Origin of the sequence: Microvirga aerophila (assembly GCF_003332305.1) — a bacterium.
In the GTDB taxonomy this organism is placed as follows: Bacteria; Pseudomonadota; Alphaproteobacteria; order Rhizobiales; family Beijerinckiaceae; genus Microvirga; species Microvirga aerophila.
This window is the reverse complement of the sequence record NZ_QOIO01000003.1, coordinates 131529-157863: the sequence shown is the minus strand read 5'-3', so window position 1 is coordinate 157863 and position 26335 is coordinate 131529. Positions and strand designations below refer to the sequence as shown.

Sequence of the window (26335 nt, the reverse complement as noted above, 5' to 3'; positions counted from 1 at the left end):
GATGAGCCGCCAAGGCTCGGCCGTATGAGGGCAACGCGAGATGGGAAAGGCGGTTCCTGCCCGAGATCCAATCAGCCTGCCGGGACTGCCGCCGAAATCAGTTTTGCCGATGAATGTCCGGGATCCAACATGCCGCATGGCCGTTGTTGAGAACGGGCCATAGAACGATGGTCAGGGGTTAAGGGGCGGATGTTTCAAGCGAAGCTGAATGGGCTCGAGTGTGCGGTAGATCACGCGCCACGTTGCGCTGTCTGCCGTTCAGCCATGTTTTCGCCGCTTTGGACGCCCTTGGGTACGCCCTGATTCAAGGAGATGTTATGCAGGATAATCGCATCAGCTTGGACGGGACCTGGGAATTTTTGCATGTGGCGGATGACCGCCTGTCCGGCCCGGCTGAAGTTCGCCACATCGTTGTGCCTAGTCCCTGGCAGGCCCAGTTCTCGGACCTGCGCATGCGCGCGGGCATCGGCATCTATCGGCGGACGATCGAGATCGCCGAGGAGTGGCTGCACGACAGCATCTTGATCCGTTTTGGCGCGGTGTTCCACAACTCGCGCGTCTTCATCAACGGCGAGCCGGTCGGCACGAACGAAGGAGGCTTTCTGCCCTTCTCGTTCGACGTGACCCACTACCTCAAGCCCGGGCGGAACGAGATCAAGGTGCGCGTGGACTCGCCCACCGACAACCCGGCCGAGTTCCCCGATTCGCCATTCGCCGAGATCCCGTTCGGCAAGCAGAGCTGGTATGGCCCCCTGTCCGGCATCTGGCAGCCCGTCTATCTCGAGCGCCGCATCCCGGACCACATGAACCGTGTCCGGCTTGTTCCGAACCGCGAGACGGGCCGGGTCACGTCGGGCGTGTTCTTCGCGCGTCCGCTGACGGATTCCACGCAGATCCGCGTCGAGGTTCGCGACCCCTCGGGCGAGGTGGTGCTGGACGAACTGCACGAGACCCAGGTCGGCGTCACCAGCATGCCGTTCGAGTTCACGGTGCCGGACGTGCAGTCCTGGTCTACCGACCATCCCAACCTCTATCGCGTCCGCCTGGAGCTGATCCGCGACGGCCAGGTCCGGGATGAGATCGCCGATCATTTCGGGTTCCGCACCATCGAGACCCGGAACGGCAAGTTCTACCTCAACGGCGAGCCCCTCTATCTGCGCTCGGCCCTCGACCAGGACTACTACCCGGACACGATCTGCACCGTGCCGTCCGTGGAGTTCCTGGAGGATCAGTTCCGCAAGGCCAAGGAACTCGGCCTCAACTGCCTGCGCTGCCACATCAAGGCGGCCGATCCGCGCTACTACGAGGTTGCCGACCGGATGGGCATGCTCATCTGGACCGAGCTTCCCAACGGCGGCATGGCGACCGACCGCTCCCGCGGGCGCAAGGAAAAGCTCCTCAAGGGCATCGTCGATCGCGACGCCAATCATCCGTCCATCATCATCTGGACGATCATCAACGAGAACTGGGGCGTGGACCTCGTCAACGACGCGGACCACCGCGAGTGGCTCAAGCGAACCTTCGCCTGGCTCAAGGCCTACGATCCGACCCGGCTCGTGGTCGACAACTCGCCGCTGGCCCCCAGCTTCCACGTGGAATCCGACATCGCGGATTACCATTTCTACGCCGCCTATCCGGACCACCGGGCGCAATGGGACCAGTTCGTCGACGAACTCTCCAGCAGGGCGTCCTGGCTCTATTCTCCGCATGGCGATGCGGTGATCACCGGACGCGAGCCGCTCATGTGCTCCGAGTTCGGCAATTGGGGCCTGCCGTACCCGAAGGACCTTCGGGACGAGAAGGGCGAGGAGCCCTGGTGGTTCGAGACCGGCCACGACTGGGGCGAGGGCGTGATGTATGCCCACGGCGTCGAGAACCGGTTCTCCGACTGGAGCCTGGACCGGGTGTTCGGCGACCTGCGCCGCTTCGTCATCGCGGCGCAGTGGCAGCAGTTCCGCGCCTTGAAATACGAAATCGAGGTCATGCGCCAGAAGCCGAGCCTTGCCGGCTACGTCATCACGGAGTTGCACGACTGCCACTGGGAGTCGAACGGTCTTCTCGACATGCGCCGGAACCCGCGCGTGTTCCATGAGCTGTTCCACATCGTCAACTCGGACACGGTGATCGTGCCGCGATGGGAGCGCGCCTCCTACTGGGCGGGCGAGACGATCAGCCTTCAGCTTTCGGTGGCGCACGGCGCAGGACCGGTCCTTGAGGATTGCCAGCTCGAGATCACTGTCTGCGACACCAAGCAGACCCTGCCCCTGCCGCGCATCGAGGCTCCGACGGTGTTCGATCTCGGTCGGGTGGAGGTGCAGGCGCCGGATCTGGACGAATCGGCCCTGCGCCGGGTCAATTTCGACCTGCGTGCCCCGGACGGCCGCGTGGTTTCCCACAACCACATCGACATCGCCGTGCACCCGACGCGCCCCCGCTCGACCCGCTCGCGCGAGCTTGTCTGGTCGCCCGACGAGGATATTCGGGAGCGCTTCACGGCCATGGGCTATACCTTGGCCCGTGCGCTCGAGGAATCCACGCTGGTTGTGGCCCGCACGCACAACAAAGCCATCGCGGACCACGTGCGCCAGGGCGCCAAGCTTCTGTTGCTGCCCGAAGCCGACATGAGCCTGTATCCGTTCTTCCCGCACTGGCAGGCGGTCAGGGTCCAGGCGCGCGCCGGCACGCTGTGGTCGGGTGATTGGGCCTCATCCTTCGGCTGGCTGAGGCGGTCGAGCCATTTCGCCCGCTTCCCGTCCGGTCCCCTCCTCGACGAGACCATGGACCGGGTGCTGCCGGACTACGTGATCTCGGGCTGCAATCTTCTGGACTTCCAGGCCCGGGTGTTTGCTGGTCTCGTGGTCGGCTGGATCCACAAGCCGGTGGCTCTGGGCGTCGAGCGCTCCTATGGACGCGGCCGCATGGTGGCATCGACCCTTCGGCTGTTCCGGGATGCGCCCTTGGCCGATCCCACCGCGACCCTGCTTCTCGACTCCTTGGTGGAGCTTGCCGTTGAGGCGCGTGCGCCCCGCCTGGAAGAAGCCGTCAGGGCTGCCGAAGCGGCGGCCTGAGTCGGTCGGTCTATTCGACGAAAAGAAAAAGGCCCGGCGGGATTGTCCCGCCGGGCCTTTTTCTTGAGAAAAGACGAATTACTCGGCTGCCATTCTCATGGCGTCCATCGACCAGTCGATCTCGCTGTCGTGGAAGAAGCGGTCGACCGCGACCTCAAGGCTCGGCATGAGGATGCCGCGCTCTGTGGACAGGGCGGTATTCAGCGCAGCGCCGTTCTGGATTTCGACGATGGCGCTGGCGTCGAGTCCGGCGCGCTCGGCCACCATGACGGCGAAATTGCGCCACGACACCTCACCGAGATTGGCCATGTGCCAGAGGCCAGTGCCGCCATCGATGAGGAGATTGAGGGCAGCATGCACAAGGTCGGGCACATAGGTCGGGGATACGATGTCGCCGCTGGCTTCAATCCCCTCCCCTCGGCTCAGGGTGTTGAGGACCGACCAGACGAAGTTGTACCGGTCCCATGGACCGAAGAACCCGCTGGTTCGAATGACCAAGGCCTTGTCGTGCGCCGCCAGGACCCGCTGTTCCGCCTCGGCCTTGCTGGCCCCGTAGACGGTGGTCGGATTGACCTCGTCGCTTTCCCCGTAGGCGCGGCCGAGGCCGCCGTCGAAGACGAGATCCGACGAAAAGGTCACGAGCGGGATGCCCAATTCCGAGCAGGCCTCAGCCAACACTTCAGCTCCGAGCGCATTCTCGCGAAAGCAGATCTCGGACTCCTCTTCGGCCTGAGCCACGCGCACATAGCCGGCCGTGTTGATCACCGCCCAGGGCCTGTTGCAGGCAAGCGCCGCCCTCACGCTTTCCCGGTCTGCGATGTTCATGTCGTCCCGCGACACAAGGGTATGATCGAGGCCTCGGAAGTCGCTCAGGCGCGAGAAGGCGCGGCCTAGGGTGCCGGTTGCGCCTGTGATCAGGAGCTGGCGCGGCGCGCCCACGAGGCGGCATGCATTCGATTTCCTGGCCGGAGGACGGTAGAAACGAATGTCGCGCTTCCACCACCCGGCCCGGTCGAGAACCGGGTGGTCGAAGGTCCCGGTCTTGGCAAGCGCCTCGGCCGCATGGGCCAGCGCCGTGGGTCGAGGCTCGGGAGCCCGGACGTCGAATGGACCCGGCTCATAGAAGCCGGCGCGTTGGGTGAGGAGCGTGTTCCAGTCAACGGCGCCGAACAGGGACCAGACCGTCACGGCGCGAATGTCGGCGCCCTCCTGTCGTACAGCCTCCGCACCCTGCCAAACCTGCGCGAGCCAGCGTAGCTGATCGTCGCGGGTGCTTCCGTGGTGAGCCTCGGTGACTGCGATGGGCCGCTTGTAGCGCTCCCACACCTCCCGCAGCCGCGCCGCCGGACCAAGTTCCTCGGCCGGAAGCGGCATACGAACCGCCTCCACGTCGGCGTATCGGTGCCGTCCATTGCCACCCCGATGGTGTTCGGGATAGCGGCTCATGCGTTCGTCGAGATAGCGCTCGCTGGTGAGATAGTGATTGATGCCGATGATGTCCGGCGCGGCATCGGCCTCGAGGAACAGCTCAAGATCAGCTTGGCTGACCCCGTGCTCCAGGAGGATATCCCACCAGGGGTGATTGCGGTCGACCATCCCGCACAAGAGATCGAAGGAGAGCCATCGACGCTGGTTTTCGTGCTCAGCCTGGCAGGCGAGCGTGGGCGTCGAGAAGGTCTTGCCCATGTCGTCGGTCTGGACCAGCTGAGCGCCCGGGCGGATCTTCCGGATCGCCCGCATGGCAAACACGGTCGCCTTGCACTCGTTGACCAGGATCTTGAGGAAGGCTTCGTAGGTTGTGCCGTGCGGGTACCAGTGGCCATAGAGGCCCGAGAAGCGCGCGGTAGTGAGCGGCTCGTTCACTGGCGTGTAGAGGTCTAGGTGCGGGTACCGTTCGGCCACATGGGCCGCGTGGCGCGCCAGCAGTTCCGGCCAGGCCGGATCGAGCATGTTGGTGTAACGCGGTCCGCTGCCGTGATGGCAAAGGCCCGCAATGGCCCTGATGCCGAGGTCCTGCAGGCGCCTCAGACGGCTGTCGTGCCAGGAAAAGTCCGTACGATCCGGGCTCTCGGGGGACACCGTCTCCCAGAGCACCGGATGGCGCAGGGTGCGGATACCGAGGGCAGCGATCCGGTCGAGATCCTCAATGCGATCGCCGTGCCCGGTCTCCAGGCTTTGGTTTCGGAAGTCATCGCCGATACGGGCGACTGTACATTCGATTCCGCCCCAAAGCTCTAAGGATTGCCCCATCAATCATCTCCTACGCTTATACAAAGTTCTATTACAACTATGCTTGGCGTAGATTGTTCGATGGGACACTTGATTATGACGCAAGCGCTGCCGCTGACGGCATGACTTTGACGTCGGTAGTATCGGCCTGAGCCGGAAGGGACTCGTTGATGCGTCGGAACGTGGCAAGGGCCTGCCCGACGATCTGGTCCATGTTGTAGTAGCGATAGGTCGCCAGGCGGCCTACGAACCACACATCCGGCGTCGTCAGGGCCAACCGCTCGTACTTCTTGAACAGTTCCTGATTTTCCGGCTTTGGAATGGGATAGTAGGGGTCGCCTTCAGCCGACGGGTACTCGTAGGTCAAAGCGGTCTTCTGGTGCTCCTGGCCCGTCAGATGCTTATACTCGGTCACGCGGGTATAATCGTTCGTCTGCGGGTAGTTCACCACCGCGACCGACTGATGCCACGTCTTGTCCAGCGTCACATGTTCGAAGCGGAGCGACCGGTAGGGAAGTTTCCCGAAGCGGAAGTCAAAGTATTCGTCGATCGGGCCGGTATAAATCACGCGCCGGTGCGGTACGACGTGTCTTACGTCCTCATAATCGGTCTGCGTCATGACGTGAATGTTCGGATGGCGGACCATCTTCTCGAACATGCGCGTGTAGCCGTGCTTCGGCATGAACTGGAATTCGTCGCCGAAGTACCGGTCGTCGCGGTTCGTGCGGGTCGGGACGCGGGACGTCACCGACTTGTCGAGTTCGGACGGATCAAGCCCCCACTGCTTGCGGGTGTAGCCGCGGAAGAATTTCTCGTAGAGCTCGCGGCCAACCGTCGAGATCACCACGTCCTCGGACGTCTTGATCTCGGACACCTTCTCGGCCCGCTCGGCGAACCAATCCTGCAGCTGCTCGGACGTGAGGTTGAGGCCGTAAAGCTTGTTCACCGTGTCGAGGTTGATCGGGATCGGCACCTGCATGCCGTCCACTTCCGCCAGGACGCGGTGCTCGTAGAAGCGCCATTCGGTGAAGCGCGAAAGGTGATCGAAGATCTGCTTCGAGTTGGTGTGAAAGATGTGTGGACCGTACTGGTGGATCAGCAAACCTTCGTCATCGTAGCAATCATAGGCGTTTCCGGCGATATGAGGCCGCCGGTCGATGAGGAGCACACGCTCGTTACGCTCGTTTGCAAGCCGCTCCGCGAGAACGCTGCCGGCAAAACCTGCTCCGACAATCAACCAATCGTACATTCCATTACTCCGCAGGCGTGGTGGCGTAAACAGGCAGGGACGAAGCGGGACGATCGGCAACGGTGTCGCCGGTTACATCCAGCATGAGCTTGTGCATGGAAGCCCATGTCTTGTCCCAGGAACCGGCCGCCAGATGGCGGTCGACCTTGGCAAGCCAGCTCTCCCTTGGCCGAGCCAGGATAAGCTCCGCCTTCTCAACCAATTCCTCGACGCTGCGGGCGATCTCGACCAATCCCTTCTCGCCGTAAGGCCTGACCACATCGGTAATGGCCGTCGAGACGACGGGCACGCCGGCTGCCAGAAATTCCGGCGTCTTCGTCGGGCTGATGAACTTGGTCGCCTCGTTCAGGGCGAACGGCATAACGCCGATGTTCCAGCCCGAAAGGTATTGCGGAAGTTCGTCGTAGGATTTGCCGCCAAGCCAGTGAAGGTTGGGCCGCTGCGGCAAGCTTGCCGGATCAATCTTCACCACCGGGCCGATCATCACGAACTGCCAGTCCGGACGAAGTTCGGCAACCTGAGCCACGAGGTCGACGTCAAGGCGCTCATCGATGACGCCGAAGAACCCAAGACGCGGATAGGGGATCTGCGCCTGGTCCGCCGGATCCTGCTTGACGCCGCGCGCCTTCGAGAAGTGATTGAAGTCGATGGAGGACGGGAATGCGTGGACGCTGCGGTGCCGGTTGCGCTTGGCCTCGTAGAGGCTCATGCCGCCGGTAAACACCAGATCGGCGCGGCTGAAGAGATCGTTTTCCAGGGACAGAAGCTCCTGGGATGCACCCCGGAAGAGGGAAAGCTCGTCCATGTTGTCATAGATGCACAGATCGCACTCAAGATCGCTCGAGAAAGCGAGAGCCATCGGGGTGTAGTACCAGAAGACGCGGGTCTTCGAGGCTTCACGCCCGATCAGCTTCTCAATGAGGTCATGCTGCTCGGCCACGACATCTTCGTGCGCGAGCCCTTCAGGCAGCATGGGAACGGCGATCGTGACTCCCTGCGGCCGGTCGCTCAAATCCATATGAGGAGTGATGCCAGGCTTGAAGATCGGCTCTTCGATGATCAGAACATCATAATGTTTGACGGCGCGACTGAGGAGATGCTGAGGACGTTGCCACACGAAGTCCCACCGGAGGTGGGAAAAACAAACCAGGAGAGGCTTTTTGGAGTCGGTCTTGAACAGTGAACGAGAGGCATGCGACTGCGTTATCAGACGCTCATGCATAGCGCGATCCTCAGAAACAAATGTGATGTCACGATCGGACTGAAAACCAGGTCCGGGACGATGTTTTGCTAGTTTGTGGATCGGACCAGCGATGGGTCGCGGTCGCAATCGAATAGACAACGCAAAGGATGCGACTAAGTTCCATCGACGTTCATCTTGGTGAACGACTATTCATACATATAGGCTGGTTCACTTCTTCTCCAGCATCAGCGTACCTTGCTTCTGGATGAAATTCTTGGCCTTCTCGGCCACCATCGCAAGAAGCCAGGGCAAGTGTACTTCGACGCGCACCTGATCTTGCTGAACGTCGAGATGCCCGTTGACGGTCTGTCCCATGGCGCCGACGCGAAAATCCATCCGGTCGCCGCTCCAGGTCTCGTCGACCGATGCGATCTTGTCGCCGAACTGCGATTTCAAACGGGTCACGCCTCCCTGAAGACGGCGCAGGGCCTCCTCCTTACCGAGATTGTGGGGAATGGACACGATGAGGGGTTTCGACATCAGCAGCCTCCGCTTGTTCCACACGTCAAGCGAAGCAGTGCTGGTCGGGTTCCACCTGCCGGTGGGGCAGCCTCGCAGGGAGATCATAGACCGCCGCAAGGATAAGAGAGGGATCGGCCGCGACGCCGTAAGCTGGTTGCGACCTAGAGCATTTCAACTTTGAGAGCCCTGACGATGAGAGCCTCCTGATCAAACCGACGCTCAAGGTCCGCCCGATAATTCTCCCACCACGTGTGATCGAGTTCTCGGGCCATGACCTCGAACACCACGATATCGTCGTGAGCCGTATGTCCGCCTTCTTTCCAGACGCCGTGGGCCGGAGCGCGGGTAAAACTGGTGACGCCGCCGAAACGCTCGGACAGCTCGGACCGAATCCGACCATAAGCGGCGCCGTCGAAGCGGCGTCCCTCATTGTCGGCAAGCGGCAACAGAAGTTGAACCAGATGCATCGCTATGTTCCTGACGCATCAACCGGCAGATCGCGAAAACCCAACCCGGCCGATGCACTCAAGGACACGTTCTAGCGCGGCGAACCGCGAAGGCGAGAGCGTCAGGCGTGCTGTGCCGCGAACAGGTCCCGGTCCGAGACCGGCAGGCTGTCGTCGACCCTGTAGCGGCTGGAGGGTTTTGAGACGCGCCAAGGATGGACCGTCGACGCGTGGATGGCCTCGGACGGGCGAAGCCTGCGCGCCGATCCGTCCGACTGGACTTCATCGATCACGACGAAGCCGAAGATGGTGAGGCGCGTCGCCATCATCTTCGTGGTTTGGTCATCCGCCGCGATCGGCAAGGAGCCGGCGGCATAGACCGCATCCATGAGACTTCTTTGATCCCGCCGAGGGGACGCCGACGAGCGCGCTCCCGGAAAGCGGATGACGTTCGTCGCTTCAGACGATCTCGATTCCATAATACGCAACCCTTGGTCCCGAATCAGGCCAAGGATCGCGTCTAGGAATTAAGATCCGCCTAACCCTAATCGAGACGGTGCAGGGACACGTAGGCGGTACCGGCCGAGGTCAGGCCGAGCTGCTGCGCCGGGCCTTTGGCCAGGTCGATGATGCGCCGGTGGGCGAAGGGCCCGCGGTCGTTGACGCGAACCACGACCGACCGGCCATTGGTCTCGTTGACCACGCGAAGCCGCGTGCCGAACGGCAGGGAGCGGTGAGCGGCCGTCATGTCGTAGGAGTTAAAGCGCTCCCCACTGGCGGTGCGTCGGCCATGAAAGCCTGGCCCGTACCAGGAGGCCTGTCCCCGTTGCATTTCCCGGCCTGTTTCAATCGCCTTCGTCGATATGGATCCGGTCTCGGTGGGGTCTGTTGTAGTGTTGCAAGCGGCTACGAAAAGAATAGGCATCAGTAACGATGCGCGGGTGAGGGTCTTCTTCAAGGATAGTCTCCCCTTGCTTTGTGCTTGGTAGGGAAGCTGATGGATAAAAAGGCAAGAATAAGGCGTGATAATTTTTCCCTTAATCTTCCATACTTTTTAGCCGTGCGAATATTCTTACATTTAGCCTCAATTACTGCCAAGCTTGCACGACAATAGCCTCAAGGCCATTTTGTTCCGCGCCGTCGTGAATATTTTCCGCCGGGTTCATTTTCGCCGGCATGCTCTGGTCTGTCCTGGTGTTCGACCTAGTTCACGACACTCGCGGATCGTTTCTCGCGGCGCTTGAGGCACTGCTCCATGCTGAACCCTTCTCCGTCATCGCGTGTCGCCATCGTCGGAGCAGGACCGGGTGGGCTTGCGGCCGCCATGTTGTTGGCCCGCGAGGGGATTCCGGTGACGGTGTTCGAGCGGGAACATGCGGTCGGCGGACGCACCAGAACCATCACGGCCGAGGGCGGATACAAGTTCGATATCGGCCCGACCTTCTTCCTTTACCCACGCGTCCTGCGCGACATCTTCGAGGCCTGCGGCGAGAGGCTCGAGGACCACGTGACGTTGGAGCGGCTCGACCCGCAATATCACCTGGTGTTCGAGGGCGGCGGAGAGATCCGCGCAACGGCTGATCTTCAGCGGCTCGAACAGGAGATTGCGCGCATCGCGCCGGCGGACGCCGGAAACGTCCGTCGTTTCCTGGAGGACAACCGAGCCAAGCTCGAAGCCTTCCGGCCCGTTCTCGAACAAGGCTTCTCGAGTCCGGCCGACCTCGTGTCGCCCGCGATGCTGGCGGCGCTTCCGAAGCTTCGGCCCTTCTCCACCGTCGACGGCGATCTCAAGCGCTACTTCGCCGATCCCCGGGTGCGCCTGGCATTCTCGTTCCAGACGAAATATCTCGGCATGTCGCCGTTCCAATGCCCGAGCCTGTTCACGATCCTCTCCTTCCTCGAATACGAGCACGGCGTCTATCACCCGGTCGGCGGCTGCGGCGCCGTCTCGGAAGCAATGGCGAACGTGGCCCGCAAGATGGGCGTCGACATCCGTCTCGGTTCCCCTGTCGAGCGCATCCTCTACGAGGGCGGCGAGGCCGTCGGAATAGAGGCCGGAGGCGAACGCTTCGCGGCGGGCTCCGTGGTAGTGAACGGGGATTTCGGCCACGCCATGCGCCGCCTCGTGCCCGAGGCCATGCGCCCGCGCTGGCGGAACAAGAAGCTCGACCGCGCGAAGCTCTCCTGTTCGACCTTCATGCTCTATCTCGGCATTGAGGGCGGCGTGGGCGATCTCGCCCATCACACGATCCTTCTGTCCCGGGATTATGAGCGCAATATCCGCGAGATTACGGACGGCATCCTGTCCGACGAGCCTTCGATCTACGTGCAGCATGCGGGTGCGACCGACGCTTCCCTCGCGCCCGAGCAACATACCAGCCTCTATGTTCTGGCGCCGGTGCCGAACCTGCGCTGTCCCGTCGATTGGGCCCGGGAGGCGTCGCGCTTCCGGGGGATCATCCTCGAGCGCCTGAAGCTTCTGGGTCTCCACGACATCGAAAGCCGCATCCGCTTCGAGCGGGTGGTGACCCCGAAAGGGTGGCAGGACGAATTCGCGGTCTTCGAGGGCGCAACCTTCAACCTCGCCCACAACCTGACCCAGATGCTCTACTTCCGGCCCCACAACCGTTTCGGCCGCAACGTCTATCTTGTGGGCGGCGGCACGCATCCCGGCAGCGGCCTTCCGGTGATCTTCGAGGGAGCCCGCATCACCGCGAGGCTCCTCCTGGAGGACAGGGAGCGTCGCCGGGCTGGAACACGGAAGCGGAAACCGGCGGCCGGCGCCGTCGGCGAAGCCGCCCTCTGACAGGGACGCAGATGGGATCCCTTCAGGCTCGATCGGTCCGCTCTCGCCTTGAAGTGGCCCCTGCCCTTCCTAGAACCATGATCACAGAACCTGGGCGCGGATGACCGGCATCCGAATGCCCTGCGGGAGGATTGCCTTGAGCGCTCAGACAGCTTCAGTCGCCGTGATCGGCGGTGGACTCGGCGGGTTGGCGGCGGCCTGCGTCTCGGCGGCGCGCGGTCATGCGGTGACGCTCTACGACAAGAATCCCTGGATCGGCGGCAAGGCCGCGGTGCTGCACGAGGATGGTTTTCGCTTCGACATGGGTCCCACGATCCTCACTGTGCCCCGCGTTCTGGAGCGCATCTTCTCGGAGGCGGGGCGAAACCTCTCGGATTATCTCGATCTCGTGCGTCTCGATCCGCAATGGCGGTGCTTCTTCGACGACGGCTCCCGCATCGACCTGCAAGAGGATATCGCCGCCATGGCGGACGCCATGGACCGCTTCGCGCCCGGCACGAAGGCGGGCGAAGGATACCGGCAGTTTCAGGCGCTGTCCGAGAACCTGCACAACATCTCGAACCGTTTCTTCTTCTGGAAGCCGGTCGAAGACCTGTTCGACACCATCAACATCCGGGCGAACATGAACCCGGGCACGCTCCGGGATGTGCTTTCCCTGCGGATGGGGTCATCGGTGGCCGGCACCATCCGGTCCAAGGTCAAGGACGAGCGCTTGGCGCAGATGCTCGACCATTTCACCCAGTATGTGGGCTCGTCGCCCTACGGATCGCCCGCGGTCCTGTGCGCCATCGCCCATATGCAGGCCGCCGAGGGCGTCTGGTACCCGATGGGCGGCACCCGCGCGGTGGTCGAGGCCCTGATCAAGCTCGCAGGCGAACTCGGCGTCATTTTCCGGCCCGAGACGGACGTGCAGTCCATCCACATCGAGAGCGGCGCGGCGACCGGCATCGTCACGTCGAACAGGGATGTGGCGCGCTATGACAGCATCGTGTCCAACATGGATTCCATCCGCACCTATCAGGAACTCGTGGGCGGAGACGTGGGCGAGCACTACGCCAGGAAGGATTTCGAACCCGCCTGTTCGGGCGTCGTCCTCTATCTCGGACTCAAACAGCGCTACGACCACCTGCTCCACCACGATTTCGTGTTCTCGCGCGATCCCGAGGAGGAGTTCGATTTCATCTATCGCAAGGGCGAGCCCGCGCCTGACCCGACGTGCTACATCGCGGCCCCGGCCGTCACGGACGCGAGCGTTGCGCCGGAGGGCGGCGAAGCCCTCTACGTTCTGGTCCATACGCCGTACCTGCGCCCGCATCACGATTGGTCGCAAATGTTTCCGGCCTATCGCCAGGTCATTCTCGACAAGCTGAAACGCACGGCCGGCATGGAGGACATCGAGAGCCGCATCGTGGTCGAACGGCATCTTACCCCGCAGGACATTCATGATCGCTACAAGGTTTTGAACGGCGCAATCTATGGGCTAGCGAGCCATGGCAAGTTCATGGGAGCCTTCAAGCCGGGCAACCGCAGCCGGCAGGTGCAAGGCCTCTATCTGGCGGGCGGGGCGGCTCACCCGGGGCCTGGCATGCCGATGGTGATGATGTCCGGCTGGATCGCAGCCGATGCGCTTGATGCGGACGTCAAGGCTGCCACCATGCGGAAAGTCTCTTGAAGACAATGGCCAACCGGACGGGCGAAGCCGCTTCCAGACAGGAAGTCTCTCCCGTCGCGCGCCGCTCTGTCCCTATCCACCGCTTCATGGTCGGCTATTTCGGGCGCTACTTCACACGCCACATGAACGCCCTGCGGGTGGCTCGGTGGGGCATGCCCGCATCCATGCCGCCTGGACCTGTTATCGTCTATTCCAACCATCCGTCCTGGTGGGACGCGGCGATTTACATTCTCGCGGCCGACCGCCTGTTCCCGGAACACGAAAGCTATGCGCCGATCGATGCCGCGATGCTGAAGCAATACGGCGTCTTTGGCCGGATAGGAGCCTTCGGGGTCGATCTTGGCACGGCCCGCGGAGCCGCGGCGTTTCTCAAAGCCGGCGAGGAAATCCTGTCTGCTCCGAATCGCGCCCTGTGGATCACCGCCCAGGGTCGATTCAGCGATGTGAGGGAGCGTCCCGTCGGGCTCAGATCCGGTATCGCTCATCTGATCGAGCGCGCCCCTGGCTGCACCATTCTGCCGCTCGGGATCGAATACAGCTTCTGGGCGGAGCGCGGCGCGGAGGCCTGCATCGCCTTCGGGGCTCCCATGCAGGCGCAGGAGCTTCTCGATCTGCCGCGCACCGAGCGCATACAGCGCCTGGAGAGCAGGCTTACGGCAACCCTCGACGGCTTGAGCGCCGATGTGCAGAGCCGGGATCCCGGCAGGTTCCACTCGCTGATCGAGGGACGCGCCGGCATCGGCGGCGTCTATGACACCTGGCGTCGCTTGTCGGCAGCCCTGCGCGGACGCGCCTTCGATCCATCGCACCAGGGGCGCGCCCCATGACGATCCTTGGGTTCATCCTGTTGGCTCTCGCGGCGCTGCCCGCTATTCTGGCAGTGATCAACCTGAAAACCTTGCGCGCGACACCGCAGCACCGGCCGGCCTCCGACACCCTGGTGTCGATCCTGATTCCGGCCCGTAACGAAGGCGCGAACATTGGGCCGGCGCTCGAAGCGGCGCTTGCGAGCACGGGCGTGCCGGTCGAAATCCTTGTAATGGACGACGGCTCGACGGATGAGACCGCCGCCATCGTGGGCACCTACGCCCGGCGCGACGCGCGCGTTCGGCTGCTCACGGCGCCGCCCCTCGCGAGCGGCTGGACCGGCAAGGTCCATGCCTGTCATCATCTGTCGGAAGCGGCGGCAGGCACGCATTTTCTCTTCATGGATGCGGATGTGCGTTTGGCCCCGCATGCCGCTGCGGCGCTGGCGGGACATGCGCAATCCGGCAATGCGAAGCTCGTGAGCGCGGTCCCGCGGCAGGTCATGCGCTCCCTCGGCGAGTTGCTCATCGTGCCGACGATCAATTTCCTTCTCGTCGGCTATCTGCCTATGAGGCTCATGCGCCGCTCCCCGGATCCGGGCCTTGGCGCCGCCTGCGGCCAACTTGTTCTGGTGGAGCGCGAGGCCTACCGGGCAGCCGGCGGTCACGCGGCGATCCGGTCTCTTCTCCATGACGGAATCCAGCTTGCTCGGCTCTTCCGGCGCAAGGGGATCATGACCGATCTGATGCCCGGAGACGGGTTGGCCTCGTGCCGCATGTATGCGCGCTTCGGCGACGCCTGGGCGGGCTTTGCCAAAAATGCCCATGAGGGGATGGCGACGCCCGCGGGTCTGCCGATCTGGACCGTCCTGCTGCTCGGAGGTCATGTACTGCCGTTCGGGCTGCTGGTGATGACCCCGACGCTGCCGATCCTCCTGGCGGCCCTGGTGTCCTTGAGCACCCGCGCGATCGTGACGGTCGCCACCCGGGAAAATCCCTTGTCCATTCCCCTGCATCCTTTCACCATGCTGGTCGGCCTCGCGATTCAATGGAGCGTGCTCCTGCGGATCGGCGGAAAGCGCCGCGCCGGGTGGAAGGGCAGGCTTTATCCCGTAGGGTGACGCCATGCAGATGGGCCAAATGCAGGCATCTAAACGTCCACGGGACGAAAGTTTCCCCGTCGCGTCGCTCGTGCTCTCCCGCGCGCATCGCGATGCCGTGCTCGCGTTCTATCGCTTTGCCCGCATGGCGGACGACATCGCCGACGCGCCCGACCTGAAGGCCGACGAGAAACTTGCTCGTCTCGACAGCCTTGAACAGGCCCTGGTCGAAGGCGATCCCAAGATCCCGCAAGCGGCGCAACTCCATGCCGTCGATCGGCGCTATGGTGCAGGCCTCGTGGAGGCGCGGGACCTGGTCCGCGCCTTTCGCCGGGACGCCGTGAAAACCCGCTATGCGGATTGGGCCGAGCTCACCGATTACTGCGCCGTCTCGGCCAATCCGGTCGGACGCTTTCTCCTGCGCCTTCATGGTGAAAGCGAAACCGCCCACGGCCCCGCCGATGCACTCTGCACGGCGCTTCAAATTCTCAACCACGTGCAGGATTGCCAGCCTGACCAAAAGCGCCTCGACCGCATCTACCTGCCGGTCTCCTGGCTGCAGGTCGCGGGCGGCGAGACTGCCTTCTTCGAACCTTCGAATGCATCCCTGCGCCGTGCTGTTCTGAACGGCGTTCTGGACCGGGTCGATGGGCTGATCGACCGCGCGCGAGTTCTGCCCGAGCGCCTTCAAGACAGGCGCCTGCGGGCGCAAAGCATCGCGACCCTCGCGTTGGCCCAACGCCTGAGTCGGCGTTTGCGCAGCTGCGACCCGGCACTGACGCGGGTCCGCATTTCCCGGGCCGACGCCGCCATGGCGTTTTTGCGGGGGCTTGCCGGCGCTGCGCGACCTGCATCGAGTCGCGACACGGATATCACGGCGGCGGCCGTCCGGCGCTCGGGCTCGTCCTTCCGGCTCGGCATGAAAAGCCTCTCGGCCGATCGGCGCCGCGCCATCCACGCCGTTTATGCGTTCTGCCGGGAGGTTGACGACATTGCGGACGGAGCGCTGCCGTCATGGGAGAAGCGCCGCTTCCTCAACGAGTGGCGCAGGGAGATCGACCGTCTGCATCGTGCGCCCGAAACGCCGATCGGGCGCGAGCTTGCCCGCGCGTCGAGCCTCTTCCGGCTGCCGCTGGGGGAATGCCATGCGCTCCTCGACGGGATGGAGACGGATTGCCAGGAGCGCGTTCGGCTGGCTGACGATCACGCCCTGAACACGTATGGCCGCCGCGTCGCCGGATCGGTCGGCGTCCTGTCGATCCACGTCTTCGGCGCCCCGACGGCGCAAAGCTTCGCGCAGGAACTAGGACACACGCTCCAGCTCGTGAACATCCTGCGCGATATCGACGAGGATGCCGCGCTGGAGCGCGTCTACATTCCCCTGTCGCGCCTTGCCCGCCACGGCCTGCACGATGCGCCGGCAAGCGTGCTGGCGTCAGACCCGCGCTTTGCCCGCGTGTGCGAAAATCTGGCGGACGAGGCCCGCGCGGGCTTTGCCGCAGCGGACGAGGCCCTGAGGCGGCTCGACAGGTCGAGCCTCAAGCCGGCCGTCCTGATGATGGAGAGTTACCGCCGCATCCTGGACCGTCTCGTGGCGCGCGGGTGGGGAACGAGGTCCGGCAAGCTGCAGCTGACCGCGGTGGATCGGCTGCAGCTCATAGGTCTGGCAGTGAGGGCCGCATGAGGGCGAGGCGAACACATATCGTTGGGGCCGGGATTGCAGGCCTGAGCGCCGCGCTCGCGGCAACCGCAGAGGGCGGAGAAGCAATCCTCTACGAGGCAGCGCCGCAGGCGGGAGGACGCTGCCGCACACTCTATCCGGCGGGCGGCTTCACCCATGACAACGGCACCCATGTGCTGTTCACGGCCAATCGTCGCGCTATCGGGTTCCTCGAGACGGTTGGCGCAAGACAGCTCTGGATCGAGCCGGAACCGGACGGCCTCCCCATTCACGACGCCGGGACCGAACAGACCAGTCGCATCGGTCTCTCGCCCTGGTCCTGGCTGTTTCCGTCGCGACGTCCGAGAGGATTGGGCCTGGGCGATCTTGGACGCCTCTTGCGCCTCGCCCTCTGCTCCTCCGACCGGCCTGTCGCCGAGCTCATCGGCGACAGGCCGATCATGAAGAGCCTGATCGAGCCCTTGACCATTGCGGTGCTCAACACACCCGCCATGGAAGCATCCTCCCAGCGGCTTGGCTTCGCCCTGCGCCGTCTCGTCCGGCCTGGGGCCGGGAAACTCCTGGTAGCGCGCCACGGGCTCGACGAGGATCTCGTCCGGCCGGCCCTGGATACGTTGCAGGCCAGGGGAGCGCAGCTTCTCACGGGCCAGCGCCTGCGCTGCGTGTTGACCGGTCACGACCGCGCCATAGGGCTTGCCTTGACGGACCGCACGGTGGCGCTGGGTCCGGATGACCGCGTCGTCCTGGCGCTTCCTCCGTGGGAGATCGCGCGGCTGATGCCCAACCTCCCGGTTCCGGACCGGTTCGAGCCGATTCTCAACATCCATTACCGCATCTGCGGCCTCGACCGGCCTCGGTTCCTGGGCTTCGTCGGGACCCTCGCCCAGTGGGTTCTGATCCGTGACAACCATGTCAGCGTCACCGTGTCCGCCGCCGGAGAGCTTGTGGATCGCAACTCCAACGAAATCGCCTCAGCCATATGGCGCGAGATCGCCCCCGTCCTGGGATCGCTCGGCCTTGATGCAGCGGCGAGCCGTCAGCCCGAAACCCGCGTGGTGAAGGAAAGACGCGCTACGATCCGGCAGGCTGCATGCCCCCTGCCGCAACCGCCGCTCCTGCCACTCGCCAACGTGGCGCTGGCGGGAGACTGGATTGGCTCCCTGCCGGCCACCATCGAGAGCGCCGTCATCGCCGGACAGGAAGCCATCATGGCCCTTCAGCATGCCTACCGGACGCGACTGCCTGCTGCGGCTCCGCACCCGCAGCGGGTGGAGCACGCCGCATGAGCCCGGATCAAGCCGCCTTAAAGGTTCTTCTTTCGTCGCCACGCGGCTTCTGCGCCGGTGTCGAGCGGGCGATCCGGGCTGTAGAGGATGCGCTCGCGCAGACCGGCAAGCCCGTCTATGTGCGCCATGAGATCGTCCATAACGGCCGCGTGGTGGAGAACCTGAAGCGGCAGGGCGCAGTTTTCGTGGACGATCTGTCGGAGATCCCCGATGGGGCCGTGGCCATCTTCAGCGCCCACGGCGTCCCCGAAGCGGTGGAGCGCGAAGCGGTTCGGCGGGGGCTTTCGGTGCTCGACGCCACGTGCCCGCTGGTGCGCCGGGTTCATCGCGAAGGGCAGCGCCACGCCAGGGCCGGCCGCGAGGTCATCGTCATCGGGCATCGTGGCCATGTGGAGGTCGAGGGCACTACGGGTAGGATCGACGGCACGGTTCATGTGGTCGCCACCGTGGCGGAAGCTCTCACGGTTGCGGTCGAAAACCCTGAGCATCTTGCCTATGTGACCCAGACCACGCTCTCCGTGGACGACACGCGGGAAATCATCGAGGCCCTGAAGCGGCGCTTTCCGGCGATCCAGGGGCCCGACACTAGGACGATCTGCTACGCGACCCAGAACCGCCAGATGGCGGTTCGCGTCATCGCCAAGCGGGCGGACCGGGTCATCGTTTGCGGCGCGCGCAATTCGTCGAACACCGCGCGCCTGCGCGAGGTGGCCGAGAGCGAGGGCCGCCCTGCCCTGCTCATGCAGGATCCGCGCGATCTGACCCTATCGTTCATCAATGGGGCGGCGGTGATCGGCCTCACGGCAGGCGCATCCGCGCCTGAGGAGCTCGTGCAGGAGGCGCTGAGCCAGCTGGCCCGGTGGCGGCGCGTCACCGTGGAGGAGGTGCGCGTGACCGAGGAGGGAACGCGCTTCGCCCCCGTCGACCTGTCGCACCTCGTCCCCTGGCAAGCGAGAGCCTGCTGAATAGGTCTAAGCGGCCACCAGCCCGAGTTTGTCCCGGCGCACCCAGCGCCAGAGCATCAGCCCGGCCACCACCGCAAGTCCTGTGGCTAGGCCGATCCAGATGCCCACGCCGCGCAGGCTCGTGCCGAAGGCCAGCGCTACGCCGAGCGGAAGGCCCACGCCCCAATAGCCGAAGGCCGCGTAGAACATCGGGATGCGCGTGTCCTGAAGCCCCCGCAGCATGCCCGCACCGACCGCCTGAGCGCCATCCACTAATTGGAACAGGGCGGCGAGCACCAGGAACGAGACCGCAAAGCCGATCACGGGCGCATTCTTCGGATCGCTCAGGTCGAGAAATGCGCCGAGCAGCAGATGGGGCACAAACAGCATAAGCATCGCCGTGAACACCATGAAGCCGACGCCAAGAACGAACGCGGTCCAGCCGGCGCGGGTGACCGCATCGGGATCCCGCGCTCCGAAGGCGCGCCCAACGCGGACCGTGACGGCCTGCCCGAAGCTGAAGGGCACCATGAAGCAGAAGGATGCGATCTGCAGGGCGATCGCGTGGGCCGCGAGTTCATTCGCGCCGATGCGTCACATGAACAGCGCCGCCGCGTTGAAGATCGTCACCTCGAAGGCGAGTGTCAGGCCGATGGGCACGCCGATGCGCCACAGGGTGGCGTAACGCGGCCAGTCGGGCCGCCAAAAGCGTCCAAACAGATGATATCGCCTGAGCTGTCGGTCGTAACTGATCACGCCAGCGAGCGCGACGAACATGAAGGTGCTGGAGATCACCGTCCCGTATCCGGCTCCGACGAGGCCGAACTCCGGGAGCCCGAACGTGCCGAACATCAGGCAATAGGCGGCCGCGAGATTGACCGGCACGGCCAGGAGGCCGATCACGAGGGCCCAGCCCGGCCGCTCGAGGGCCGACAGGAACGAGCGCAGAACGAGATAGAACAGGAACGGCAGCAGGCTCCATTGCAGGGCGCGCATGTATTCCCCGGCCTCGTGAGCCAGGAGGGGCTCCTGCCCCATGGCCAGGAGAAGCGCCTCCCCGTTCCAGGCCACGATCCAGATCGGCACCGCGACCGTGATCGCTGCCCAGAATCCCTGCCGGACCGTGCGACGCACCTCGCGCACGGAATGACGCTTGCGCCCGAGCTCTTCGGCGATCAGGGGCGAGGTCGCGCTGACGAGGCCGATCCCGAAGATCAGGAACGCGAAGTAGAGATTCGTGCCAAGCGCGCCGGCCGCCAGAGCGCCAGAGCCGAGCCACCCCATCAGGATGACGTCCGTCGTCATCAGGGCGTTCTGGGCCACGTTGGTGAGGATGAGAGGCCAACCGAGCGCCATCATGGCGCGCAGTTCGGCGGTCCAGGCGGCGCGTTCCAGCGTTTGGGGGCTCGTGATCGAGGTGGTCGTGTCCATGATGGATGCGCTTGTAGCGCATCGTGCGGAAAAGTGGACCCGGTTTTCCGCGCCGAACAATGCGTCGCGTCCAAAGTGAGCCCGAAGAGCGCCCGAAAGGCCACACCATGCCGGCAAAGATCGGGGCATTTCCAGCGTGGCGGAACCTGACCACAATGCGGTCGTTCACCTCAGCTGTACACGTTTCGGAGACAGTCATGGCGCAACTGGCGCTTCCCACCTCCATCGATTTCGCCCTGCCCCCGGTCCTGCGCAACGAACACGGGCGGACGCGGACCGTGGGGGTCGAGGTGGAGTTCGTCGGCCCATCGGCGGAGGCCACTGTCCAGGCGCTTCAGAAGGCTCTTGGCGGAGAGATCGCCGAGGAGGATCCCCATGCCTTCGCGCTCAAGGGATCGGCCATCGGTGACATGTCGGTCGAGCTGGACAGCCGGATCCTGCATCCGGCCAAGAGCGGCGAAGCCCAGGGCCGGGTACTGCCCCGCATCGCCGCCTGGTTCGGCTTCGCGGCCAGTTATCTGGTGCCCTGCGAGCTGGTGACGGCCCCCGTTCCCATGGACCGGCTTCAGGACTTGAATCAGGTCCTGACAATCCTGCGGGAGATCGGCGCGAAGGGAACGCAGGATGCCCCCTTCTATGCCTTCGGGCTTCACTTCAACCCGGAGATTCCGCGCCGGGATGCGGCCACGGTCGCGGCCTTCCTCAAAAGCTTCGTGCTGCTCAATCCCTGGCTGCGGCGGGAGGTTGCGCCGGACACGACCCGCGAGCTTCTGGGCTTCGCGGACCCGTTTCCGGCCGAGTACGTCCGCAGGCTCGCCTCGCCCGATTACTGGCCGGACATACCGGACTTCATCGACGATTACCTGGCCGCCAACCCAACCCGGAACCGCGACCTGGACCTGCTGCCGCTCCTGCACCATCTCGACGAGAAGCGGGTGCGCGCGGTGCTGCCGAACGAGAAGATCAACGGGCGGCCGACTTTCCATTATCGCCTGCCCGACGCGCGGGTCAGCGACCCGGGGTGGAGCATGGCGCCGGACTGGAACCGCTGGGTTGCGGTGGAGCGTCTGGCGGCGGATCGCGAACAGCTCGACGCGGCAGGGGCCGCCTATCTGACCTTCGAGGGCGAGGACAAGAGCTGGGCCAACGTGATAGAACAGGTCGTCCGGGCATGAGCCGGCCGCTGATTGGCGTCACCACCTCAAGGCGAGGGGGATGGCGAAGCTACCTGATGCACAAGCTTGCGCTCTACCGCGCGGGCGCCAGGAGCGTGCACCTGACGCCCGGCGATGCGCTCCCGCGCGTATCCCTCCAGGGCCTGATCATCGGGGGCGGAGACGATATCGGGGCGGAGATCTATGGCGGCCAGGTTCTGCCGGACGTGCGCATCGACCCCGAGCGGGACAAGCTGGAGCTTGCGCTGCTCAGGGTGGCTCTTCCGGCGCAGCTGCCCGTGCTGGGCATCTGCCGCGGCTCGCAAATGATCAATGTGGCGCTCGGCGGCACGCTTCACACGGACATCTATGAAGTCTACGTCCAGGCTCCGAAGATGCGCACGGTGCTTCCGAAAAAGCGCGTGTCGATCAAGCCGGAAACGCACCTGAATCGCATTCTGCGCTGCAATCCCTGTCAGGTGAACGCCCTGCACCACCAGTCGGTCGACAAGCTCGGAGAGGGATTGCGGATTGCCGCCGAGGATGAGAGCGGCATCGTCCAGGCGGTCGAGAGCGAGACCGCGCCGTTCCTGCTCGGCGTGCAGTGGCATCCGGAGCTGCTGGTCTGGAAGAAGCCGCAGCAGCGTCTGTTCGCGGCCCTGGTCGAGGCCGCAAGCCACACCAAGGCGCTGCTCCAGCCTTCGGCCGTGGCCGCGCCCTGACATAAGTGGCCCATCCCAATTCGACGCCTGGGCTCACAGGCTAGCTTATAAGGGAAAAGCCCACAGCCCTCATCCTGAGGGGCGCGCAGCACCGTCTCGAAGGATGGGGGCTTTTGACCGACGAGCCAGAGGCCTAGGACGTCCGCCGAACCGGCCGTGGGAACAGCGGCACGACCTTGTTCTCCTCGGGCTTCGACAGATGCTGTTGGATCGCCCCATGAAGATCGCGGCTGAGGATTGGCTTGTGCAGAAGGGGAAACTCCTTCTCGCCGTCCGCCACGGCAGGATTGCCGGTGATGAGCAGGATCGGCAGATCCGGAAAGATCTGCCGGATCTCGCGGGCGAGCATCATGCCGTTCAGGGTTCCGGGCATGGACACGTCGGTGAGAACGAGGGCAGGCCGTCGCGCGTCGAGACTTTTCATGACCTGGCTGGCATGAGTGGCGATGCGCGTCACGTAACCGAACTCTTCGAGCATGGATTGCAGCGCCAGGGCGACCTCGACCTCATCGTCCACCACGAGGATTTCCGTATGAGGACGCACGACGCCACTCTCGATCGGGTCGTGCTGCGCGGAGCCCGAGGTTAGCAGCGCCGGGGCGTTAGCGCGTGGAAGGTAGAGAATGATGGCCCGTCCGGTTTCGGTATTGCGCACCTCGGCCGCGCCGCCGAGGGGCTGCAGGAACTGGAGACTCCGGCTTAAGGTCAGCCAGGGCTGCAGATCGATATCCTGCAGCACAAAGGCCTGCTCGGTCAGGTCGCGCTCCTGGGCGGGATCAGCTTCGCCAGAGCTGCCGATGACGAGCTGCACGAAGTCGCCCTCGCGTTCGAGATCCGACAACGTCCCCTTCTGCACATGGATGTTTCGCGCTTCGAGCGTGATGGCTCCTCCCTGGGCCAGGGTATCGCGCGCATAGGCGCTCAAGGTGATGATCGCCGTTTCGAGCTCGTCCCGGTCGGCCTCCACCGGCCACAGGCCATCTTCGAGGTCGACGCGCAGCTCCACCGTGTCCCGCAGTAGGGAGCGGCTCATCAGAGCTGCGATGGAATCGATGCGCTCCGCCAGATCCACATACTGCACCTTTGTGTCGCCCTGGCGGGCGAAGGCTGTGGACTTGGCCAGCAGGCCCGCCGCTTGATCGGAGGCCACGAGGGCGGACAGAAGCTTGCGCTGCAGCGCCGGCTGCTCCTTCATCTGTCTTGCGACGGAGTCGATATTGGCGCTGATCACCATCAGCTTGTTGTTCAGGTCGTGCACGATGCCGTCTCGCAGGCGCTCGACCGCTTCGAGCTTCTGGACGCGGCGAAGGTTCTGCTCGCCCGGCGACAGATCCGGGACGCTTGGCCGGCCCGCCGATAGTTTCGGTCCCGCCGGAACCGGAAACGATGAATGGATCTGCGCCGGCCCTGCCTGATCGCTCTTCGGGAAGGACAAAGCGCGGGCGATGCGTCGGCTGACGAGGACGCCTCCGACGAGGATCAGGGCCAGGAAAGCCACTGCCGCCATGATGACGAGTTCGGGACGCTGACTGAACGCAGCTCCGGCGAGGGCCAGCCCCGAGACGGCCAGGAGCCCGGACCACGCCGCAAGCACGCGCTTTAAAGGGTAAGGCAGCTCAAGCATCGCCTTTTTCGCATATTTGAATTGACCAGACGCCCCTAAGACGCCACTTCCGGCACTCGCTGTTTGTAGCACGAACTCGTTTTCTGAGGGAGTTTTCTCTGTAATAACGTTTTCGTGCGTATCGAGGAGATGCCGGTGCGGTTTTCTTGTCTCTCGGGGCTGACGCGAGTTAGCCTCGCATGTGGTCTTTTCTTGGGCGCTCTTTCCACAGGCCATGCACAGGATGATGTGGAGCGGCGGGTCAACGAACTCCTCGGCCAGATGACCCTTGAGGAAAAGATCGGACAATTGAACCTGATCTCCCATGGGCCGCCCCTGCGCTGGGAGGACATCTCCGAAGGTAAGGCCGGAGCGCTCCTGAACTTCAACAGCGCCGCCGACGTGGCCCGCGCTCAAGCCCTCGCGCGCCAGACCCGCCTGAAGATCCCGCCGATCTTCGGCCTCGACGTTCTGCACGGCTTCCGCACTCAATATCCGATTCCCCTGGGCGAGGCGGCGGCGTTCAGCCCGCGCATCTCACGGCTTGCCTCGGAATGGGCCGCCAAGGAGGCCGCCTATATCGGCGTGCAATGGACGTTCGCGCCCATGGCCGACCTGTCGCGGGACAGCCGCTGGGGACGCATCGTCGAGGGCTTCGGCGAGGATCCGCATCTGGGATCCGTGCTCACCGCGGCCCGGGTCGAGGGCTTCCGCCAGGGTGGTCTTGCGACCGCGGCGAAGCATTTCGCCGGCTACGGCGCGCCCCAGGGCGGGCGCGACTACGACACCACCTACATTCCGCCCGCAGAGATGTACGACACCTACCTGCCGCCCTTCCGGGCAGCCGTGAAGGCCGGCTCGGCAAGCTTCATGGCGGCCTTCAACGCCCTCAACGGCGTTCCGTCCACGGCCAATCCCTGGCTCCTCACCGACGTGCTGCGCAACCAATGGGGCTTCGACGGCTTCGTCACGTCCGACTGGGCCGGCATCCACGAACTGCTGGGCCACGGCATCGCCAAGGACGGCGCGGAAGCTGCCCGCAAGGCGATCCTGGCCGGTGTCGACATGGACATGATGGGCCAGCTCTATATCAATCACCTTCCGGGGGAAGTGCGTTCGGGCCGGGTGCCCGAGAGCGTGGTGGACGAGTCCGTCCGGCGCATCCTGCGCACCAAGATGCGCCTCGGCCTTTTCGAGCGCCCCGATACCGATCCCGCGCGAGTCGATTCGATCTTCCCGTCCGCCGAAACGCGCAAAGTGGCCCGCGAGGTCGCGCGCGAGACCCTGGTGCTGCTGCAGAACCGCGACAACGTGCTTCCGGTGGCGCAAGGGGTTCGTTCCATCGCGGTCGTGGGTCCGCTTGCGGACGCGCCGCACGACCAGTTGGGACCTCACGCGGCCCGCGGCCACAAGGAGGACAGCGTCACGGTCCTGCAGGGCATCCGCCAGCGGGCGGCAAGCGCCGGCATCACGGTCAATCATGCGCCTGCCTGTGACCTGTTCTGCCGCAACACGGACGGGCTTCAGGCCGCTGTCGACGCGGCTGAGTCCTCCGATCTCGTGATCGCGGTCTTCGGCGAGCCGCAGGAGCTTTCGGGCGAAGCCGCATCGCGCACGCGCCTGACCCTCAATGGCCGGCAGGTCGAAGTGCTGGAGGCCCTGGCCGCCACCGGCAAGCCCGTTGCGCTCGTCATCATCGCCGGGCGGCCGATGGAGTTGGGTCAGCTTGCCGACAGGATCCCGTCTATCGTCATGGCTTGGTATCCGGGCACGGAAGGCGGACCCGCGGTGGCCGACGTGCTTTTCGGCGACGCGAACCCCAGCGGCAAGCTTCCCTTGAGCTGGTTCCGCACCGTGGGACAACTGCCCTACTACTACAACCGTCTGCCGAGCGGACGCCCGACCCTTGCGAACAACCGGTTCACCTTGCAGTACATCGACGAGGCGATCACCCCGCTCTACCCGTTCGGCTGGGGCCTCAGCTATACGAGCTTCGCCTACAAAGAGGCCGCGATCGCAAAGCCCCGCCTCGGCGCGGGCGACACGCTCAAAGTTTCGGTCGACCTCGCCAACACGGGCGCGCGGGACGGCCAAGAGGTAGCTCAGCTTTACACCCGCGATCCGGTCGCAACGCGCAGCCGCCCCTTGCGCGAACTGAAGGCCTTCGAAAAGGTCGCTCTCAAACCGGGCGAAACCAAGCGCATCACCCTGCGCGTCCCGGTCGAGGAGCTTGGTTTCCACCTCGATGACGGAACCTATCTGGTCGAGGCGGGAGACATCGAGGTCTTTGTCGGCGGCAGTTCCCAGGCCGAGGCGATCGGCAAGGCCGAGATCATCGAGACCATCCGCATCCCGCCCACAGAGCGCCGCGCGTCCATCTCCCGGAGCACGGCCCAGTAGTTTTCACGCACCTTTTTGCATCGACGAAGGTAT

The 26335-nt window shown here is 64.4% G+C and carries 19 protein-coding genes and 1 pseudogene; 11 read left to right on the top strand and 9 right to left on the bottom strand.

Annotated features, from left to right (window positions below; translation table 11 throughout):
• Positions 1–317: 317 nt before the first annotated feature.
• Positions 318–3068 carry a glycoside hydrolase family 2 protein gene (locus tag DRB19_RS03095; RefSeq protein WP_114184559.1) on the top strand — a complete coding sequence of 917 codons (2751 nt, stop codon included), beginning with the start codon at positions 318–320 and terminating at the stop codon, positions 3066–3068.
• Positions 3069–3146: 78 nt separating this feature from the next.
• On the opposite strand, the gene DRB19_RS03090 is transcribed toward DRB19_RS03095, so the two are convergent.
• From DRB19_RS03090 to DRB19_RS03060, 7 genes are all read right to left on the bottom strand, one after another.
• A complete protein-coding gene (locus DRB19_RS03090) occupies positions 3147–5318 on the bottom strand; it encodes a family 1 glycosylhydrolase (protein WP_114184558.1) in 2172 nt (723 codons plus the stop codon).
• Between the two features lie 73 nt (positions 5319–5391).
• Positions 5392–6546: a UDP-galactopyranose mutase gene (gene glf, locus DRB19_RS03085; protein ID WP_114184557.1), complete on the bottom strand. Its 1155-nt coding sequence runs from the start codon at positions 6544–6546 to the stop codon at positions 5392–5394.
• Positions 6547–6550: 4 nt separating this feature from the next.
• A complete protein-coding gene (locus DRB19_RS03080; protein ID WP_245439253.1) occupies positions 6551–7663 on the bottom strand; it encodes a glycosyltransferase in 1113 nt (370 codons plus the stop codon).
• A gap of 294 nt (positions 7664–7957) precedes the next feature.
• Positions 7958–8269, bottom strand: a complete 312-nt coding sequence (locus DRB19_RS03075) for a polyhydroxyalkanoic acid system family protein (protein WP_114184555.1) — start codon at positions 8267–8269, stop codon at positions 7958–7960.
• Between the two features lie 143 nt (positions 8270–8412).
• Positions 8413–8718 carry a hypothetical protein gene (locus DRB19_RS03070; protein WP_114184554.1) on the bottom strand — a complete coding sequence of 102 codons (306 nt, stop codon included), beginning with the start codon at positions 8716–8718 and terminating at the stop codon, positions 8413–8415.
• Positions 8719–8819: 101 nt separating this feature from the next.
• Entirely contained in the window at positions 8820–9086 is a 267-nt protein-coding gene (locus tag DRB19_RS03065; protein WP_114184553.1) for a hypothetical protein, read from the bottom strand.
• Between the two features lie 155 nt (positions 9087–9241).
• Positions 9242–9622, bottom strand: coding sequence for a septal ring lytic transglycosylase RlpA family protein (locus tag DRB19_RS03060; RefSeq protein WP_170148898.1), 381 nt, complete (start codon positions 9620–9622; stop codon positions 9242–9244).
• A 330-nt stretch (positions 9623–9952) separates the two neighbouring features.
• Between DRB19_RS03060 and crtI the strand changes: the two genes are divergently transcribed.
• The 7 genes from crtI to ispH all read left to right on the top strand — a co-directional run bounded on the left by crtI (position 9953) and on the right by ispH (position 19013).
• On the top strand, positions 9953–11503 hold the full coding sequence (gene crtI / locus DRB19_RS03055) for a phytoene desaturase family protein (RefSeq protein ID WP_114184551.1): 1551 nt from the start codon (positions 9953–9955) through the stop codon (positions 11501–11503).
• A gap of 136 nt (positions 11504–11639) precedes the next feature.
• Complete coding sequence (locus DRB19_RS03050; protein WP_245439251.1) at positions 11640–13175, top strand: phytoene desaturase family protein; 1536 nt, start codon at positions 11640–11642, stop codon at positions 13173–13175.
• A gap of 5 nt (positions 13176–13180) precedes the next feature.
• On the top strand, positions 13181–14002 hold the full coding sequence (locus tag DRB19_RS03045; RefSeq protein ID WP_373867333.1) for a lysophospholipid acyltransferase family protein: 822 nt from the start codon (positions 13181–13183) through the stop codon (positions 14000–14002).
• Positions 13999–15102 carry a glycosyltransferase family 2 protein gene (locus DRB19_RS03040; protein WP_114184550.1) on the top strand — a complete coding sequence of 368 codons (1104 nt, stop codon included), beginning with the start codon at positions 13999–14001 and terminating at the stop codon, positions 15100–15102. The genes DRB19_RS03045 and DRB19_RS03040 overlap by 4 nt, the downstream gene beginning before the upstream one ends.
• 19 nt (positions 15103–15121) lie before the next feature.
• The gene (locus DRB19_RS03035; RefSeq protein ID WP_162815569.1) at positions 15122–16765 is read left to right on the top strand and encodes a squalene/phytoene synthase family protein; all 1644 of its coding nucleotides are present in this window, start codon (positions 15122–15124) and stop codon (positions 16763–16765) included.
• Positions 16762–18048 carry a hydroxysqualene dehydroxylase gene (locus DRB19_RS03030; protein ID WP_114184548.1) on the top strand — a complete coding sequence of 429 codons (1287 nt, stop codon included), beginning with the start codon at positions 16762–16764 and terminating at the stop codon, positions 18046–18048. The genes DRB19_RS03035 and DRB19_RS03030 overlap by 4 nt, the downstream gene beginning before the upstream one ends.
• Entirely contained in the window at positions 18045–19013 is a 969-nt protein-coding gene (ispH, locus tag DRB19_RS03025) for a 4-hydroxy-3-methylbut-2-enyl diphosphate reductase (protein WP_114184547.1), read from the top strand. The genes DRB19_RS03030 and ispH overlap by 4 nt, the downstream gene beginning before the upstream one ends.
• A gap of 6 nt (positions 19014–19019) precedes the next feature.
• Here ispH and DRB19_RS03020 read toward each other — a convergent pair.
• A pseudogene (locus DRB19_RS03020) lies at positions 19020–20351 on the bottom strand (MATE family efflux transporter).
• A gap of 269 nt (positions 20352–20620) precedes the next feature.
• Between DRB19_RS03020 and DRB19_RS03015 the strand changes: the two are divergent.
• A complete protein-coding gene (locus DRB19_RS03015; protein WP_162815568.1) occupies positions 20621–21598 on the top strand; it encodes an amidoligase family protein in 978 nt (325 codons plus the stop codon).
• 56 nt (positions 21599–21654) lie between these two features.
• Complete coding sequence (locus DRB19_RS03010) at positions 21655–22299, top strand: gamma-glutamyl-gamma-aminobutyrate hydrolase family protein (protein WP_245439250.1); 645 nt, start codon at positions 21655–21657, stop codon at positions 22297–22299.
• A 133-nt stretch (positions 22300–22432) separates the two neighbouring features.
• Here the strand turns inward: DRB19_RS03010 and DRB19_RS03005 are convergent, their stop codons facing one another.
• Positions 22433–23923: a response regulator gene (locus tag DRB19_RS03005; protein WP_162815567.1), complete on the bottom strand. Its 1491-nt coding sequence runs from the start codon at positions 23921–23923 to the stop codon at positions 22433–22435.
• Positions 23924–24115: 192 nt separating this feature from the next.
• Here DRB19_RS03005 and DRB19_RS03000 point away from each other — a divergent pair, with 192 nt between their 5' ends.
• Complete coding sequence (locus DRB19_RS03000) at positions 24116–26302, top strand: glycoside hydrolase family 3 N-terminal domain-containing protein (protein WP_245439249.1); 2187 nt, start codon at positions 24116–24118, stop codon at positions 26300–26302.
• Positions 26303–26335: the final 33 nt, after the last annotated feature.

What these genes read in the sequence shown, in the direction of transcription:
- DRB19_RS03035 (WP_162815569.1), top strand. Translation starts at nt 15,122, where the DNA reads ATGCAGGCATCTAAACGTCCACGGGACGAAAGTTTCCCCGTCGCGTCG.
- DRB19_RS03065 (WP_114184553.1), bottom strand. Translation starts at nt 9,086, where the DNA reads ATGGATGCGGTCTATGCCGCCGGCTCCTTGCCGATCGCGGCGGATGAC.
- DRB19_RS03015 (WP_162815568.1), top strand. Translation starts at nt 20,621, where the DNA reads ATGGCGCAACTGGCGCTTCCCACCTCCATCGATTTCGCCCTGCCCCCG.
- DRB19_RS03030 (WP_114184548.1), top strand. Translation starts at nt 16,762, where the DNA reads ATGAGGGCGAGGCGAACACATATCGTTGGGGCCGGGATTGCAGGCCTG.
- DRB19_RS03045 (WP_373867333.1), top strand. Translation starts at nt 13,181, where the DNA reads ATGGCCAACCGGACGGGCGAAGCCGCTTCCAGACAGGAAGTCTCTCCC.
- DRB19_RS03075 (WP_114184555.1), bottom strand. Translation starts at nt 8,269, where the DNA reads ATGTCGAAACCCCTCATCGTGTCCATTCCCCACAATCTCGGTAAGGAG.
- ispH (WP_114184547.1), top strand. Translation starts at nt 18,045, where the DNA reads ATGAGCCCGGATCAAGCCGCCTTAAAGGTTCTTCTTTCGTCGCCACGC.
- DRB19_RS03040 (WP_114184550.1), top strand. Translation starts at nt 13,999, where the DNA reads ATGACGATCCTTGGGTTCATCCTGTTGGCTCTCGCGGCGCTGCCCGCT.
- glf (WP_114184557.1), bottom strand. Translation starts at nt 6,546, where the DNA reads ATGTACGATTGGTTGATTGTCGGAGCAGGTTTTGCCGGCAGCGTTCTC.
- DRB19_RS03090 (WP_114184558.1), bottom strand. Translation starts at nt 5,318, where the DNA reads ATGGGGCAATCCTTAGAGCTTTGGGGCGGAATCGAATGTACAGTCGCC.
- DRB19_RS03095 (WP_114184559.1), top strand. Translation starts at nt 318, where the DNA reads ATGCAGGATAATCGCATCAGCTTGGACGGGACCTGGGAATTTTTGCAT.
- DRB19_RS03005 (WP_162815567.1), bottom strand. Translation starts at nt 23,923, where the DNA reads ATGCTTGAGCTGCCTTACCCTTTAAAGCGCGTGCTTGCGGCGTGGTCC.
- DRB19_RS03010 (WP_245439250.1), top strand. Translation starts at nt 21,655, where the DNA reads ATGCACAAGCTTGCGCTCTACCGCGCGGGCGCCAGGAGCGTGCACCTG.
- crtI (WP_114184551.1), top strand. Translation starts at nt 9,953, where the DNA reads ATGCTGAACCCTTCTCCGTCATCGCGTGTCGCCATCGTCGGAGCAGGA.
- DRB19_RS03060 (WP_170148898.1), bottom strand. Translation starts at nt 9,622, where the DNA reads ATGCCTATTCTTTTCGTAGCCGCTTGCAACACTACAACAGACCCCACC.
- DRB19_RS03070 (WP_114184554.1), bottom strand. Translation starts at nt 8,718, where the DNA reads ATGCATCTGGTTCAACTTCTGTTGCCGCTTGCCGACAATGAGGGACGC.